Origin of the sequence: Amycolatopsis sp. YIM 10 (assembly GCF_009429145.1) — a bacterium.
In the GTDB taxonomy this organism is placed as follows: Bacteria; Actinomycetota; Actinomycetes; order Mycobacteriales; family Pseudonocardiaceae; genus Amycolatopsis.
The window spans coordinates 5432281-5449160 of record NZ_CP045480.1 but is presented as its reverse complement, the minus strand read 5'-3'; the positions used below and the strand labels follow the sequence as shown (position 1 = coordinate 5449160).

General features: G+C 72.5%; 7 protein-coding genes. 6 read left to right on the top strand and 1 reads right to left on the bottom strand.

Features of this window, described 5'->3' with window-relative positions; translation table 11 throughout:
- The first annotated feature begins 22 nt into the window (after positions 1 to 22).
- The 3 genes from YIM_RS25820 to YIM_RS25810 are packed head-to-tail and all read left to right on the top strand — an operon-like array spanning position 23 to position 12448.
- A complete protein-coding gene (locus YIM_RS25820) occupies positions 23 to 10060 on the top strand; it encodes a non-ribosomal peptide synthetase (protein WP_153032802.1) in 10038 nt (3345 codons plus the stop codon).
- Positions 10057 to 11457, top strand: coding sequence for a DHA2 family efflux MFS transporter permease subunit (locus tag YIM_RS25815; protein ID WP_153032801.1), 1401 nt, complete (start codon positions 10057 to 10059; stop codon positions 11455 to 11457). Before YIM_RS25820 ends, YIM_RS25815 begins: the two co-directional genes overlap by 4 nt.
- Entirely contained in the window at positions 11450 to 12448 is a 999-nt protein-coding gene (locus YIM_RS25810) for a 3-deoxy-7-phosphoheptulonate synthase (RefSeq protein WP_153032800.1), read from the top strand. Before YIM_RS25815 ends, YIM_RS25810 begins: the two co-directional genes overlap by 8 nt.
- 4 nt (positions 12449 to 12452) lie before the next feature.
- On the opposite strand, the gene YIM_RS25805 is transcribed toward YIM_RS25810, so the two are convergent.
- Positions 12453 to 12842 carry a tautomerase family protein gene (locus YIM_RS25805; protein ID WP_153032799.1) on the bottom strand — a complete coding sequence of 130 codons (390 nt, stop codon included), beginning with the start codon at positions 12840 to 12842 and terminating at the stop codon, positions 12453 to 12455.
- 114 nt (positions 12843 to 12956) lie between these two features.
- Between YIM_RS25805 and YIM_RS25800 the strand changes: the two genes are divergently transcribed.
- The 3 genes from YIM_RS25800 (at position 12957) to YIM_RS25790 (ending at position 16869) form a co-directional block, all read left to right on the top strand.
- Entirely contained in the window at positions 12957 to 13394 is a 438-nt protein-coding gene (locus tag YIM_RS25800) for a PPOX class F420-dependent oxidoreductase (protein ID WP_153037245.1), read from the top strand.
- Positions 13395 to 13471: 77 nt separating this feature from the next.
- Positions 13472 to 14059 carry a TetR/AcrR family transcriptional regulator gene (locus tag YIM_RS25795; protein ID WP_153032798.1) on the top strand — a complete coding sequence of 196 codons (588 nt, stop codon included), beginning with the start codon at positions 13472 to 13474 and terminating at the stop codon, positions 14057 to 14059.
- Positions 14056 to 16869: a BTAD domain-containing putative transcriptional regulator gene (locus YIM_RS25790; protein ID WP_153032797.1), complete on the top strand. Its 2814-nt coding sequence runs from the start codon at positions 14056 to 14058 to the stop codon at positions 16867 to 16869. Before YIM_RS25795 ends, YIM_RS25790 begins: the two co-directional genes overlap by 4 nt.
- Positions 16870 to 16880 lie beyond the last annotated feature (11 nt).

The window sequence follows — 16880 nt, the reverse complement described above, 5'->3', positions numbered from 1 at the left end:
CCCGAATTCCCAGGAGCGCGAAGTGAGCACTGCCCACGCCGATCCCGAGACCGCCGTTCTCGAGCTGACCAGCGCGCAGCTGGGCATCTGGAACGCCCAGCGGCTGGAGCCGGATTCGCCGTACTACCTGGTCGGCGACGTGGTGGAGGTGGACGGGCCGGAGCCGGTGGACGCCGAGCTGATCGCCGAGGCGATCCGCCGCACCACCGAGGAGGCGGACAGCCTGCGGTTGCGTGTACTGGACACTGTGGACGGTCGGGACGGCCCCTGCCAGGTGATATCGGCCGAACCCGTGCCACTGCCGGAGATCGTGGACCTGAGCGGCGAAGCCGACCCGGAGGCGGCGGCGCACGCGCTGGTGGAGGCCGAACGGCACCGCGCCGCCGAGGCGTGCCGCGCGATGGTGGACCGGCCGCTGTTCTCGCACACCGTCATCCGGCTCGGCGAGAACCGCGTGTGGTTCACCCAGCTGGGCCATCACCTGGTGTTCGACGGTTACACCGCGGCCATGCTCGCGCGCCGCACCGGTGCGCACTACGCCGCGCTGGTGCAGGGAGATCCGGCACCGGCGGCGGCGTTCGGCCGGTTCGCCGACGTGGTCGCCGCCGACCGCGACTATCGGGAAAGCGGGAAGGCCGAACGCGACCGCGAGTACTGGCGCGACCGCTTCACCCCGCTGCCCGACCTGGACGAAGCCACCACCGCGACAGGAATGCCCGAGCGCACGGTCACCGCCCGCGTGGTGCTTCCGGCCGCCGACGTGGACCGGTTGCGCGAGGTCGCCGAACGCGCGGGCACCACCTGGGGCGAGGCGCTGATCGCGGGTTACGCCGCGTTCCTGCACCGCGTGCTCGGCCGCACCGACGTGGTTTTCGCGATGCCGTTGATGTGCCGCACCGGTTCGGCGCTGCGCACCCCGGCGATGGCGGTGAACGTGCTGCCGCTGCGGGTCGAGGTCACCGGCGCGGACCGGCTGGGCGAGCTGACCAAGCGGGTCGCGGCGGCGTTGCGGGACATGCGCAGGCATCAGCGCTACCGGGGCGAGAACCTGCCGCAGGACTTGGCCGTGCCGGGCGCGGGCGCGCTGCTGCACGGGCGCGGCATCAATCTCAAGGCGTTCGACCTGGCTATCGAGTTCGCCGGGGCGACCGGGGTGATGCGCAACGTGGCCGGTGGCCCGCCGGAGGACATGGGGCTGAGCGTGCTGCCCGACGGCGACGGTGGCCTGTTGCTGGGGTTCGAGGTCGACGCGCGGACCCACGACCAAGCCGGGGTGGAGCGGCAACTGACCGCGCTGCGGACCTTGCTCACCACGCTGACCGAGCCGGACGAACCGCGGATCGGCCAGGTCGACCTGCTCGGCGCGGCCGAACGGCAGGCACTGCTCGACGCCTGGACCACGCCCGCCGTCCCCGGCGAACCTCTTGATGTGCCGGGGATGCTGGCGGAACTGTCCGTCCACTCCGGACAGACAGTGCTGGTGCACGGCGAGGAGCGGCTGACTGCCGGTGGACTGGTTTCCCGGGTGCATCGGCTGGCCAGGGCGTTGCGCGCCAGGGGAGTGGGCCGTGACGACGTGGTGGCGCTCGCGTTGCCGCGCTCGGCCGACCTGGTCGTCGCGCTGCTGGCGGTGCTGGACGCGGGCGCCGCGTTCCTGCCACTGGACACCGAGCACCCGCCGGAACGCCTGCGGGAGCTGATCACCGAGGCCGGTGCCGCGCTTGTGGTGAGCACCGGCACCGACTTCGAGAACGTCCTGACGGTCGACGACCCGGAGCTGGCCGCGTTCTCCGACGAGCCGTTGTCCGTGGCCAGGCATCCCGACGATCTGGCCTACGTCATCTTCACCTCCGGCTCGACCGGACGGCCGAAGGGCGTGCTGTGCCGGTCGGGCGGTCTGGCCGAACTGGTGCACCGGCACCGGATGACCACCGTCGCCGAGGCCGAGCGGGCCGCCGGCAGGCGACTGCGCGTGGCGCACACCTACTCGTTCGCCTTCGACTCGGCGCTGGACCAGTTGCTGTGGCTGCTGTGCGGGCACGAACTGCACCTCTACGACACCGACGTGACGCGCGACGCCGACGAACTGCTGGCCGCCTGCGCCCGTGACCGGATCGACGTGCTGGACACCACGCCGTCGATGGCCGCACCGCTGGTGGACGCTGGCCTGCTCACCGCGCACCCGCTGACCCTGCTGGTGCTCGGCGGTGAGGCGACCCCGCCCGCGTTGTGGCGGCGCGTGGTCGAATCCGGGGTCACCGCGCGGAACATGTACGGGCCCACCGAGACCACTGTGGACAGTACGAGCGCGCTGCTCACCGGCTCCGAGCCGACCATCGGGTTCCCGGTTCCGGGCACGCGGATCCGCTTGCTGGACAACGCCTTGCGCCCGGTGCCGGAGGGCGCCGCGGGTGAGTTGTACCTGGCCGGGCCGCATCTGGCGCGCGGGTACGCCGGTCAGCCGGGGCTGACCGCGGAACGCTTCGTCGCCGACCCGCTGGGCGGGCCGGGCGATCGGATGTACCGCACCGGCGACTTGGCGCGCTGGGTACCGGAACGCGGGCTGGAGTACCTCGGCCGCCGCGACGGGCAGCTCAAGATCCGGGGCCACCGCGTGGAACTCGGCGAGGCCGAGGCCGCGCTGGGTGCGGTTGCCGGGGTCAGTGCGGCAGCGGCGGCGGTGCACGCCTCGCGGTTGATCGGGTACGTGGTGCCCGCCGCCGGAGCCACGGTCACGCCCGAGCAGGTCCGCGCCACGCTCGCCGAACGCCTGCCGGACCACCTCGTGCCCGCGGTTGTTGTTGTCCTGGAAGAACTTCCGGTGACCATCAACGGCAAGCTCGACCGTGCCGCGCTCCCGGCGCCGCGGGTGTCGAGTGGTGGCCGCGCCCCGAGCACCGAACGCGAGCGCCTGCTGTGCGAAACCATCGCCGAGGTGGTCGGCGCCGAACGCGTCGGCGTGGACGACGACTTCTTCGCGCTCGGCGGCGACAGCATCACCGCGATCAGCGTGAGCAGCAGGCTGCGGGCCCGCGGCCTGGAACTGCGGCCCCGGGATCTGCTGGCACGGCGGAGTTTCGCCGCGCTGGCCGCGGCGAGCACGGAGATCGGCGGGACGCCGGAGCCGGTGCCCGACGAGCCGTCCGGGCCGGTGCCCGCGCCGCCGATCGTGCGCGCTCTGCTCAACCCGCACCCCGACCTCGGCGCGGTGGCGGGGTACGCCCAGTGGACCGCGCTCCGCCTCGACGAGCACCTGCCGCTTTCCCAGCTGGGCGACGGTCTCCGCGCGATCCTCGACCACCACGACGCACTGCGGTTGATCGTGGATCCGGCCGGTCGGCTGGAAGTCCGCCCGCGTGGCAGCGTGACACCGCTCATGGAGGAGATCGACGGGCCCGCCGACGTCACCGAGGTGGCCGAACGGCTGGCTGACGCGCTCGACCCGGTCGCGGGCGACCTGGTGCGGATGGCCTTGCTGCGCGAGGACTCCCGGCTGGTCGTGGTGGTGCACCACCTGGTGATGGACGGCGTGTCGTGGCGGGTGCTGCTGCCCGATCTGCACACCGCGTGCACCGGCGGTGCGCTCGAACCGGTCGGCACCTCCTGGCGTCGTCACGCGCTGCTGCTCGCCGAACAGGGCGAGACCGGCGCCCGCCGGACCGAACTGGACCACTGGCGGCGGGCCGCCGACGACTTCCGCCTGGGTACCCGCCCGCTCGACAAGAGCGTGGACCTGGCGGCGACGGCCGAGCGGTCGACCACGATCGCGTCGCCGGAGATCACCGAGGCACTGCTGACCACGCTGCCCGCCGCCTACCGCGCGGGTGTCGACGAGGTCCTGCTGACCGCGCTCGTGCTGGCCCTGCGCTCGTGGCGTGAAGCCGACTCGATCACCGTCACCGTGGAGGGACACGGCCGCGACCAGGCCGGGACCGATCTCGCTCGCACGATCGGCTGGTTCACCAGCGAATACCCGTTGCGCCTGCCCGCCGCCGGTGATCCAGCCGAACTGCTGCGCGCGGTCAAGGAGGCCAAGCGCGCGGTGCCCGACGGTGGCGTCGGCTACGGCGTGCTGCGTTACCTGGATCCGCTCACCCGCGAGGAATTCGGCGCCACCGCACCGCCGGACGTGCTGCTGAACTACCTCGGGCGCTTCACGGCTCCGTCCGGCACGGGCTGGCGCCTGCCCGAACGCGACGCCTTCTCCGTGGTCGAACCGCCCGCGAAGGCGCTGGAACAGGTGCTCGCGCTCAACTGCTTCGTGCACGAGGACGGCGACGCGCCGCGGCTGGCCGTCGAATGGACCGCGGCGAGCCTCGTACTGCCGCCGTCGACCGTGGCGGAACTGCAACACGCCTGGGAAACCGCGCTCGCGGAGCTGGCCGCTCACGCCGGGCGTGGTGGCGGGCTCACGCCGTCCGACCTGCCGTTCGTACAGCTCGACCAGGCCGCCATCGACGCACTGGAACGCCGGGGCCGGGTCGACGACGTGCTCCCGGCGACCTCGCTGCAAGCCGGGCTCTCCTTCCACACCTTGGTCCGAGGTGAGCAGGACACCGACGTCTACGTGGTGCAGGCGAAGACCTCCCTGGACGGCGAGCTGGAACCGGAGCGGATGCGGGATGCCGCCGCGGAACTGCTCCGGCGGCATCCCGCGCTGCGCGTCCACCTGCACACCACCGCGGCCGGTGAGGTCGTGCAGGTGGTGCCCGCCGAGGTCAGCCTCGACTGGCGGTTCGAGGACCTCACCGGTGACCCGAACCGGTTCGCCGGGCACTGCCAGGCCGAGCTGGAGCGCCCGTTCGACCCGAACGAGCCGCCGCTGATCCGGTTCCTGCTGTGCCGCCTCGGCGCGCGCGAGCACCGGCTGGTCATCACCAACCACCACGCGCTGCTCGACGGCTGGTCGATGCCGCTGGTCGGGCGCACACTGCTGGCCACCTACGCCGAACTCGGCGGCGGCCCGGCCGCGCCGGTGGCCCCATCACTCGCCGAGTACCACCGCTGGCTGGCCGGGCGCGACCAGGAGGAGTCGCTGGCCGCCTGGCGGGCGGCGCTGTCCGGAGTGGACGAAGGCACGCACCTCGCCCCGGCCGGTACCGGATCCACAGCGGACACGGTGGAGCGACCGGACCGGGTGACGGTCGGGCTGGGCACGGAGTTCAGCGAGCGGCTGCGGGCGTTCGCGCGCGCCAGGGGAGTCACGCCGACCACGGTGTTCCAGACCGCGTGGGGGCTGTTGCTCGGCAAGCTGACCGGACGGCACGACGTGCTCTTCGGCTGCCCGGTCTCCGGCCGCCCGGCCGATGTCGACGGGGTGGAGACCACCATCGGCCAGCTCGGCACCACGATCCCGGTGCGCGTGGCGTTCGACCTCGGAGAGACCGCGGCCGCGCTGCTGGGCCGGGTGCACGAAGACAGCGTCCGGCTCGCCGAGCACCACCACGCCGGACTGCCGGACATCCAGCGCGCGGCCGGCGTCGGTGAACTGTTCGACACCATGCTGGTGATGGAGAACTTCCCGCTCTCCAGCCGGAACCGCACCACCCTGGCTCCCGGACTGGACCTGGTGGGCGTGGAGATCACCGACGCGACGCACTACCCGCTGACAGTGATCGTGATCCCTGACGACGAGATCGTGCTCGGCCTCGGGTACCAACCGCATGCCTTCGACGAGGCGGTCGTCCGGGGTTACGGCCGCTGGCTGCGGAACCTGCTGCACGAGATCGTCGGTGATCCGGAGCGGCCGATCGGACGGCTGCACGCGCTGGACACCGAGGAACACGCCCGGATGCTGCGCCTGGGCGAGGGCGCGGAACCGAAGCGGGAACGCGGTGGCGCCCTCGAGGAGTTCGCCCGCTGGGTGGAGCGCACCCCGGACGCGGAAGCCGTGGTGTGCCGCGACCGCAGCCTGTCCTACCGCGAGCTGGACCACCGCGCGAACCAGCTGGCGAACGCCCTGATCGAGCGGGGGGTGCGGCCGCAGGACGCGGTCGCCGTGCTGCTGGACCGCGACGTCGAGCTGGTGGTGGCGCTGTTCGGCGTGCTCAAGGCGGGCGCGGTGTACGTGCCGATGGACCCGGACTACCCGGCGGACCGGCTGGCCTACATGCTCGGCGACATCACCCCGGCCGCGGTGGTGACCGGCGGCGAAGCGCACGGCGGCCTGCCGGTGGTCGACCCGGCCCGGCTCGACGGACTGTCCACAACGGACCCGGCGCACGCGCGGCGGGACCAGACCCCGGATTCGGTCGCCTACGTCATCTACACCTCCGGCACCACCGGGAAGCCGAAGGGGGTGGCGGTTCCGCATCGCGGCGTGCCGAGCCTGGTGGCGCTGCAGGAGGACGTCGTCGGCATCAACACGAAGGACGGGGAGCGGGAGCGGTACCTGCACTTCGCGTCGACCAGTTTCGACGTGGCGTTCTGGCAGTTCATGCTGCCGCTGCTGTCCGGCGGCACCTCGGTGATCGCGCCGCCGGAGGTGCGCGTGCCCGGCGACGAACTGCTCGACTACATCGTCGAGCACCGGGTCACCGGGGTGAACCTGCTGCCTTCGTTCCTGGCCGCGATGCCGGACGACCGCACGGTGGACCGCGACGTGTTCTTCGTGGTCGGCGCCGAACGCCTCGATCCGGAGCTGGCGCGCCGCTGGGGCGACCGGCGGGCGCTGTTCAACGCCTACGGCCCCACCGAGGTGACCATCAACTCGGTCACCTGGCACTACGACCCCGAGGACCCGGGCCCGTTGCCGATCGGCCTGCCGGACCCCGAGGTCCGGGCCTACGTGCTCGACAGCGCGCTGAAGCCGGTCGGCGTCGGCGTGACCGGTGAGCTGTACCTGGCCGGTCCGAAGGTCGCACGCGGTTACGTGAACCGGCCAGGCCTGACGGCGGAACGCTTCCTGGCGGATCCGTACGGACCGGCAGGGGAGCGGATGTACCGGACGGGCGACCTGGTGCGCTGGCGGCCGGACGGCAACCTGGTGTTCCTCGGCCGCGCCGACCACCAGGTGAAGATCCGCGGTTTCCGCATCGAACTGGGTGAGATCGAGACCGCGCTGACCCGGCACCCGCAGATCCGCGCGTGCGCGGTGATCGTCCGCGAAGGGCGGCTCGTCGGGTACGTCATCCCGGCCGGCGGCGCCGAGCCGGACGCCGCCGAGGTCCGCGAGTTCCTCGGCGCGGAGCTGCCCGAGCACATGGTGCCCGCCGCGCTGGTGACGCTGGACCGGCTGCCGCTGGGCCCCAGCGGCAAGCTCGACCGGGCCGCGCTCCCCGCGCCGGAAGCACGCGCGGGGACCCCGGCGCGCGAACCGGGCACCGAGGCGGAAACCGTGCTGCTGCGGGTGTTCCGCGAGGTACTGGGCACGGAAGACGTCCAGCTCGACGACAACTTCCTCGACGTCGGCGGGGACAGCATCGTGTCGCTGCGCGTGGTTTCCCGTGCGCGGCGCGAAGGCCTGACCCTGACCGCGCGCGATGTGTTCGAAGGCCGCACGGTCGCCGGGATCGCCGCGCGCTGCGGTGGTGCGCCGGATCGACCTGCCGAGGCACCGGCGGCCGGCGACGCCCCGCTCACCCCGATCATGCGTGACCTGCTGCGCCGGAGTGGTGATGCCGCCAACGAGTTCTGCCAGTGGGTCGAGGTGTGTGTGCCCGCGGGTGGTGATTTCGCTACGTGGCGCGCGGTTTTCGACGCCGTGCTCGCGCGGCACGACGTGCTCCGGGCACACCTGGTCGAGGACGCGTTGCGCATCCCCGACCCCGGTGCGGTCACCGGCGCCGACGTGATCGAACACGTGCGGGCGGGGGAGTCGGCGGACCTGCGCGCGCTGACCGACGAGCACCTCGCCGCCGCCAGGGCCGGGATGGACCTGAGGACCGGGCCGCTGCTGCGCGCGATCTGGCTCGACGCCGGGCCGGACCGGCTCGGCAGGCTCGCGCTGGTCGCGCACCACATCGTGGTCGACGCGGTGTCGTGGCGGATCCTGCTCGACGACATCGAACACGTGTACCGCACCGGTGGCCCGCTCGTCCGGCACGGGCAGTCCTTCCTGGGCTGGGCGCTCACGCGGCGCGATCCGGAGCCGTCGATGCCCGTGGCGCCGGTGAAACCGCTCGCGCGGACCCCGCTCGACCCGGCCAGGGACACCGCCGCCACCGCGGTCCACCACCTGCTCCGGCTCGACCCGGAAACCACCAGTGCGGTGCTCACCACACTGCCCGGCGCGTACCGGACGACGCCGGACACGGTGCTGCTGACCGCGCTCGCCGAGGCGGTCCGGGAGTGGCGTGACGCGCCGGAGTTGGCCGTCGCGCTGGAAAGCCACGGCCGGGACGGTGCGGACGACCTTTCGCAGACGGTCGGCTGGTTCACCGCCGTGCACCCGGTGCGGATCGAACTGCCGGACGGCGGCACCGCGCGGGCGCTGAAGGCGGTGAAGGAGCAGCTCGGGGCCGCACCGTCCACTGTGGAGCCGGAGGTGAGCTGGAACTACCTCGGCCGCTTCACCGAACCCAGCGAGGGCGTGTGGCAGGCGCCGCCGGACGCCGATCCGCTCGGCTCGGGCGGTGGTGACGACCTGCCGCTGCCGTACGCGCTGATGATCAACGCGATCGCCCGCGACGACGCGCTCGGCATCCGGTTCACCTGGCCGTCGGCGTTGTTCACCGAGGGGGAGATCGACCGGCTGGCCGGCTGCCTGCGCGAGGTGGTGGAACGGATCGCCACCGATCCCGGGGTGCGCGCCGGGGCCGGGCTGACTCCGTCGGACGTGCCGCTGGCCGACGTGGACCAGGCCGCCATCGACGCGCTGGAGACCGAGCACGCGGTGGCGGACGTGCTGCCGCTGACCCCGTTGCAGCGGGTGATGCGGGACGCGGCGGAGGTCTACCCGGTCCAGGCGGCGTTCTCGCTGTCCGGCGCGCTCGGCGTGGACGCGCTGCGCGTCGCCGGGATCGCCCTGCTGCGACGGCATCCGAATCTGGGCGCGGTGTTCCCGGACTGGCTGGACGTGCAGGTGATCCCGGCCGATCCGCGCCCGGTGTTCCGGGTGCTGGATGTGTCCGATTCGGACAGTGCGGTGGAGCGGGCGCTGGAGGCAGAGCTGGCCGAGCCGTTCGACCTGGTGACCGGTCCGCCGGTGCGGCTGACCGTGCTCCGGCGTGGTCCGGCGCACCACGTGCTGGCGCTGACCAGCCACCACGTGCTGTCCGACGGCTGGTCCGCGCCACGCATCCTGACCGAGCTGTTCTCCTTGTACGGCGGGGTTTCCCTGCCCGAGCCCGTGCCGCTCGCGCGCTACCTCCAGTGGCGGGCCGATCGCGACGAGGCCGCCGAGCTGCGGGCCTGGCGCGCGGAACTCGACGGGCTACCCGAGGGGGATTACCTCACGAAGGACCGGCCGCGGACGCTCGGCGCGGTCGAGCCCGTGCTGTTCGAGGTCGAGGCGCCGGTGGTCGCCGAGCTGACCAAGGCGGGCGCCGAACGCGGGCTGACGGTGAACACCCTGTTGCAGGGCGCCTGGGCGGCGGTGCTCGCCGCGCGGTCCGGTCGCCGCGACGTCTGCTTCGGTGCCATGGTTTCCGGTCGCACGGCCGATTTTCCCGGTGTCGAGGAGATCATCGGGCTGCTCGCGGGCACGGTGCCGGTACGCGCCCGCTGGAACGGCACGGTCGCCGAGGCACTGGCCGATCTCCAGGCGCGGCAACAGGACATGGCCGAACACCAGCACATCGGCGTGGCTGAGCTGGAACGCCTGACCGGCCGGGACCGGCTCTTCGACAGCCTGGTGGTGTTCGAGAACTACCCGGTCGAACTGGCGAAATTGGCCGAGCCCGCGCCAGGGTTGCGGGTTACCGGCACGCGGTTCCGCGAGCGGACGCACCATCCGGTCACGGTGACCGTGGTGCCCGCCGAGAGCGGCTGGACCGGTGTGCTGGGTTACCAGTCCGGGATGTTCCGCGTGGCGGAGGTCGAGGCGCTGGCCGCCGATCTCCAGCGGGTGCTGAGGGAACTGCCCGGCCGCTTCGACGACGACGCGTCGAGCGTCTTGTGAGCACGGTGAGGCCCGAGGTCGGCGCTGCCCTGTGGCGAACGGCTTTTGTCCTGGTGCTGGGCACGTTCATGGCGACACTGGACAGCACCATCGTCTCGGTCGGGGTGTCCACGCTGGCCGACGAGTTCGGCGCGCCGGTCACCGGCATCCAGTGGGTCAGCACCGCGTACCTGCTCGCGGTGGTCGCCGCGGTGCCCGCGTCGGGCTGGCTGGCCGACCGCTTCGGCGGGCGCCGGGTCTGGCTGCTCGCGGTGGCCGGGTTCCTGCTCGGGTCCCTGTTGTGCGCGCTGGCCTGGTCGCTGCCCAGCCTGATCGCCTTCCGCGTGCTCCAGGGCCTGGCCGGTGGACTGCTGCCGCCGACCGGGCAGGCGCTGCTGGCCCGCGCCGCCGGGCGCGACCGCATCGGCCGCGTGATCAGCATCGTCGGTGTGGTGCCGCTGCTGTCCCCGGTGCTCGGCCCGCTGCTCGGCGGGTCGATCCTCGGTGTCGCGGACTGGCCGTGGCTGTTCTACGTCAACCTGCCGGTCGGTGTGGTGGCGATCCTGCTGGCGCGGCGGTTCGTGCCGGTGGTCCCGCCGTCCGAGGAGCGTTCGCCGTTCGACTTCCGCGGGGCCCTGTTGCTGTCGCCGGGGCTGGCCGTGCTGGTGTTCGGCCTGACCGGGATCGGCCACGAGCAGGCGGTACCGCTGTGGGTGACGGTGTTCGCCGTGGTGCTCGGCGCGTTGATGCTGGCCGGTTTCGTGGTGCACGGGCTGCGCACCAGCCGGGTCCCGCTGATCGACCCGCGCCTGTTCGCGCGACCGCCGTTCGGTGTCGCGGCGCTGGCGCTGGTGGTGCTGGGCGCGTCGGTGTTCGGCACCATGTTCCTGCTGCCGCTGTACCTGCAAACCGGGGAAAGCCTGTCCGCGTGGGAAACCGGGCTGCTGCTCGCGCCGCAGGGCGCGGGGGCACTGGCCGGTTCGTTCCTGGTGAACCGGCTGGTCGATTCCGTCGGCCCGCGGACCCTGGTGCTGACCGGGATTGCGCTCGTCGCGGTCGGCACGGTCGCCTTCACCCAGCTCGGCCCGGAACTGCCGGACGTGGTGATCGCGGTTTCCCTGCTGGTGCGCGGCTTCGGCGCGGCGATGATCGGCGCGCCGGTGATGACCATCGTCTACCGCCGCATCGTCCCGGCGCAGCTGCCCCGCGCGGCCGGGGCGCTCAACCTGCTCAACACCGTCGGCGGTTCGCTCGGCACCGCGGCGCTGGCCGTGGTGCTTCAACAGCGCCTGGCAGTGCGCGGCACCGACGTGCCGTCGGCCTTCGCCGACACCTTCTGGTGGGTGCTCGGCCTGGCGCTGGTCGCCGCGGCCGGCGCGTTCCGCCTTCCCCGAGAGAAGGACACCCCGGATGCCTGATCAGGACACCCTGCCCACCCCCGCCGAGGTCACCGGCACGCGGCCGCAGGCCGTGGACCGCCACCGCGCCACCATCGACGCCGTGCTCGCCCGGCGCGACCGGCGGTTGCTGGTGGTGGCGGGCCCGTGCTCGGTGCACGACCCGGCGGCCGCGCTGGACTACGCGCGGCTGCTCGCCACCGCGGCCGAGCGGTATGCCGACGACCTCGTTGTGGTGCTGCGCGCGTACCTGGAGAAACCGCGCACGGTGGCGGGCTGGACCGGCCTGTTGCCGGACCCGACGCTCGACGGCAAGGGCGACATCGCCACCGGGATCCGCCAGGGCCGGTCGTTCCTGCTCGACGCGGCGGCGACCGGACTGCCGCTGGCCTACGAGTTCGTCGACCCGCTGCTCGCGCACTACGTGGCCGACCTGGTCAGCTGGGCCGCGGTCGGCGCCAGGACGGTGGCCAGCCAGCCGCACCGGCACCTGGCCTCGTGGCTGCCGATGCCGGTGGGCATGAAGAACTGCGTGTCCGGCCGCCTCGACACCGCCGTGCAGGCGATCCGCGCGGCCGGGCTGCCGCACACCTTTCCCGGGGTGGCCGCGGACGGGCGGCTGACCACCCTGCGCAGCGCCGGGAATCCCGCCGCGCACCTGGTCTTGCGCGGGGGCGCGGTGCCGAACTACGACGCGGCGAGCGTGGCCGCCGCACTGGACACCCTGCGCGAGGCGGGCCTGCCGCAGCGGGTGGTGGTCGACGCCGCGCACGGCAACAGCGGCAAGGACCACAACCGGCAGCCCGCCGTGCTCGCGGACCTCGCCGAGCAGATCGGCGGCGGCAACCACGCGGTGGCCGGGGTGATGCTCGAGTCGTACCTGTCCGACGGCAACCAGTCACCGTCGGGCGAGCCGCGGCCGGACCTGAGCATCACCGACCCGTGCCTCGGCTGGCGCCGCACCGAACCGTTGCTGGAACAGCTCGCATCGGCGGCGCGGCGACGGGGCTAGTCCGCTACTGCTGGCTCGCGTACTGCGCTTCACCGTTGCCGCACGACCAGTCGATGGGCTCGTTCTCGGTCAGCGCGATGAAGACGTTCCGCGGTTCGGTGCCCGCGTACTCGTGGGCGAGTTCGGCGATCCGGCGGTAGAGCGCCTTCTTCTGCTCCGGCGTGCGCCCGGCCCGCAGGGTGATGGCGATGTAGACGATCCCGTCGTCGCGGTGCACGCCGAGGTAGTCGTCGTAGTGGAGGCGGCCGGTGGTGCCGTCGTGGCTGGTCAGGATCTGGAACCGGTCGTCTGGCGGCACGTCGGCCGTTTCTTGGAGCGCTTCGTGCACGGCGCGGCCGAGTGCGTCGAGGTGCTGCGGGGTGGCGTTGAGCGCGTCGATTCTCACCAGGGGCATGCCCGGACCGTACATATTAGTAGGTACAGACCGCAAGGGGCTTGGTGGCGGGTGACATTCGCCGCCGGTGTCGCGACAATCGAGGTCCCGATCGCGACTTCGCCGGAGGGCCGAATGGCTGGGTTGAGCGAACAGATCCGCGGCTGGGTCGAGGCGCCGAACTTCTGGCACTTGGCGACGGTGAACCGGGATGGTTCGCCCCAGGTGTCCCCCATGTGGATCGACGTCGAAGGCGACCACATCGTGTTCAACACCGCCGTCGGCCGCGTGAAGGAGGAGAACCTGCGCCGCGACCCCCGCGTTTCGCTGTCCTGCGTGGCCACCGACGATCCGTACGACCGGGTGGTGGTCCATGGCCGGGTCGTCGAGTTCATCGAGGGCGACGAGGCAGAGCGCTGCATGGACAGGCTGGCGAAGAAGTACGTCGGAACCGACCGCTTCGAATGGCGGATCCCCGGCGAGCGGCGGGTCAAGATCCTTGTCGAGCCGACCCGCGTTCGCCATGTCGTCGGAGTGGAACCCTTCCGGCGCGGAATCCTGCCAGGGGCCTGACCACGACATCCGGTGGACTACTGCCAGGACCTACCTCGAGTCTGAGACATACACGGCGTAGGTCATATACTGACCGCATGCCCACCGCCCGGAGCCGGCGCGAGCAGTACTCCGACGCGACCAGGACCGCCCTGCTGGCGGCCGCCACCGCCCGCTTCGCCGAGCACGGGTACGCCGCCACCACGCTGGAGGACGTGGCCGCCGACATCCAGGCCACCCGCGGCGCGGTCTACCACCACTTCGCCAACAAGACCGCGCTGTTCGAAGCCGTGGTGGAGGAACTCCAGATCGATCTCGTGCAGCGCGTCACCGAGTCCGCGGCCGGGATGACCGATCCGCGGGAGGTCGCGACCGCCGCCGTCGAGGTGTTCCTCGAGCGCTGCTGCGACCCGGTCTACGGACGCGTGGTCTGGCAGGAGGCACCGGTGGCGTTCGGCTTCCGGCGCTGGCTGGAGTTCGAGGAGAAGTACGCCTACGGGCTGATCGAGCGACTGGTGCGGGTCGACACCGGCGAGGGTGACGCGTTACCGGGGGAGCCGATGACCCGCCTGACCTTCCACCTCCTCGGCGGGGCCGGCCTCGCGCTGGCCGAGACCGCCGAGGCGGACAAACCACGGGTGAAGGACGAGTACCGCCAGGTCGTGCTGCGGATGCTGGGCCGGTGACGGGGCTGAGGTTCGCCGTGCTCGGCCCGATGCGGGTGTGGCACGGAGACCGGCCGCTGGACCTGGGACCGGTGCGCCAGCAGGCGCTGCTGGCGGCGCTGCTGCTGCGCCCGGGAGTCACCTTCAGCAAGCGCGAACTGCTCGACCGCGTCTGGGGTGACGAACCACCGGGCACCGGCGTGAAGGTGGTGCCCGGTTACGTCTTCCGGCTGCGCCGCGGTCTGGCCGCCGCCGGGGTGGACGCCGACGCGGTGATCGCCAGCGATCGCGGTGGTTACCGCTTCGCCGCCGACGGGATCTCGCTGGATTCAGTGCGGCTGGAGGAGATCGCCGCCCAGGGCGCCGAAGCCGGGCGGGCGGGCGAACTGGCCACCGCGGTCGAGCTGTATTCGGCGGCGCTGGCCCTGTTCGAGGGCGAGCCGCTGGACGGGCTGCCCGGCCCGTTCGCCGAAGGGGAGCGCCGGCGGCTGACAGAACGCAGGATCGTGCTGTCGCAGGAAAAAGTGGACTGGCAGCTGCGGCTGGGTTCCTACAGCGAGGCGATCGACGAGCTGTCCGTGCTGAGCGCGGCGCACCCGCGCAACGAAACGCTGGCCGGGTTGTTGATGCGCGCCTACTACGCCGGTGGCCGACGCGCCGACGCGCTGGAGGTGTTCACCAGACTCCGGAACCGGCTGGTCGAAGAACTCGGCATGGAACCCGACGCCGAAGTGCGGCAGGTGCACCAGGCGATCCTGCGCGGCGACGACGCGCTGCTGGGCGTGGCGGTCCGGCGTGAACAGCCCGCCGTGCGTCGGGCCAGGGTCGAACTGCCGCTCGGCGCCGGGGAACTGGCCGGACGGGACCGGGAACTCGCCGTGCTGACCGCGCCGGTGGCCGACGGCACGGTGACCGTCGCCGCGGTGGACGGGGTGGCGGGTTCCGGGAAGACCGCACTGGTCGTGCGCGCCGCGCAGGAGTTGCGCGAGCAGTGCCCTGACGGCTGCCTGTTCATCAACCTGCACGGGCACAGCGACGAGCAGACGGCGCTGGCCTCGCCCCGGGTGCTCCGGCGCCTGCTGCGCGCCGTCGGCGTGGACGACAACGAGACGATGGACGATCTCGACGAGCTGGCCGCCTCGTGGCGGGCGGCGACCGCTTCGCTGCGCCTGCTGCTCGTGCTGGACGACGCGTCCGGTGCCGAGCAGGTGCGCCCGCTGCTGCCCGCCGGTCCGGGCAGCCGGGTGCTGGTGACCAGCAGGCGGCGGCTGGCCGGGCTGGACACCGCGCGCCGCGTCTCGCTCGGCCCGCTGGGGCTGGACCAGGCGCAGGACCTGCTCAACCGGATCGTCGGCGGGGCGCGGGCCGGACGCGAGCAGGACGCCGTGCGCGAGGTGGCCCGGTTGTGCGGCAGGCTGCCGCTGGCGCTGCGCATCGCCGGGGCCCGGCTGCAGAACCGTCCGATGTGGACGTTCGAGTACCTGGTCTCGCGGCTGGCCGACGACGGCAGCAGGCTCGGCGAGCTGACCGCCGAGGACCGCAGCGTGGAGGCGGCGTTCCGGTTGTCCTACGACCAGCTCGCGGACTTCGAGCAGCGCGCGTTCCGCATGCTCGGCCTGTCGCCGACGCCGGAGCTGGACCGCCTGGTGCTGGCCGCGCTGCTCGGTTCCTCGGCGGCCGAGGCCGAGAACGCGCTGGAGTCCCTTGTGGACACCAGCTTGCTCCAGCAGCCCGCGCCCGGCCGGTACCGGTTGCACGACCTGGTGGCGGTGTACGCGCGACGGCTGGCCGCCGAGGAAGCCGCGGAAGTCGTCGCCGCCGCGCGGATCGCCGTGCTGGACCTCTACATCGGCGCCGGGCGCCATGCCAGTGAATGCGGCCTCGTCGGTTTCCCCTCCGGGCCGCCGCTGGACGGCGTGCCGTTCACCGGCTGGCGGGACGCGACGGCCTGGCTCGACCAGGCGGGCGACCTCCGCGATGTGGTCGCCTACGCGGTCGCCGCCGGTGAAGTGGACCGGGCGTGCTGGCTCGCCGAGAGCCTGATCGACTACCTCATCCGCCTCAGCCGCTACGACGAGTGCCGGGCGGTCGCGCACCTGGTGCTTCCGCTGGCGAGCCGGTCGACCGACCGGCGGATGCCGTCGGCGGTGCGGCTCCACCTCGGGTTCGCGCACGCCATGCCGGGTTACTACGAACAGGCCCGCGAGTGGTTCGACGAGGCACTGCGGATCAGCGAGCACGCCGGTGCGGGCCGGGAGACGGCCAGGGCGCTGGCGGGGATCGCCACGCTGGACGTGCTGGACGGGCGGTACGAGGAACCGATCGGCCTGCTGTCCAGGGCACTCGCCATGGCCACCGAGCACAACGACGACTGGCTGGCCGAGCGCGCCATCTCCACCCTTGGTTACCTGCACCACCTCGGCGGCAGGCACGAAGAGTCGCTCGGTTACTTCGCGCGCTCGCAGGCGCTGGGGGAGAAGATCGGCAATCCGGCGATGGTGGGCCGGACGCTGTACTACTCGGGTTCGGTCCACCTGGTAATGGGCCACTTCGCCGAGGCCGCGCGCTATCTGCGACAGAGCGCGGAAGCGGCGAACGACGTCTCCGACGGCAGGCTCTACGCCGCCAGCCTGACCCGGCTGGCCACCGCGGAGTTGCGGATGGGCAATCTCGAGGCCGCGCTGGAACTGCAGCAGCGGGCGTTCGGCCACCTCACCGAGCAGATCGCCTACACCGCGCTGACGAACGAAATCCACGAAGGCCTCGCGACCACTCGGCAGGCCATCGAGCGCCGGGACCGCGGTCTCCAGTCCGCGATCGAACGGGCCTGAACTGCCTACGA

Bases quoted from the DNA above. Each gene is read 5' to 3' on its own strand.
- YIM_RS25800 (WP_153037245.1), top strand. From the start codon at position 12,957: ATGGCTGGGTTGAGCGAACAGATCCGCGGCTGGGTCGAGGCGCCGAAC.
- YIM_RS25795 (WP_153032798.1), top strand. From the start codon at position 13,472: ATGCCCACCGCCCGGAGCCGGCGCGAGCAGTACTCCGACGCGACCAGG.
- YIM_RS25810 (WP_153032800.1), top strand. From the start codon at position 11,450: ATGCCTGATCAGGACACCCTGCCCACCCCCGCCGAGGTCACCGGCACG.
- YIM_RS25805 (WP_153032799.1), bottom strand. From the start codon at position 12,842: ATGCCCCTGGTGAGAATCGACGCGCTCAACGCCACCCCGCAGCACCTC.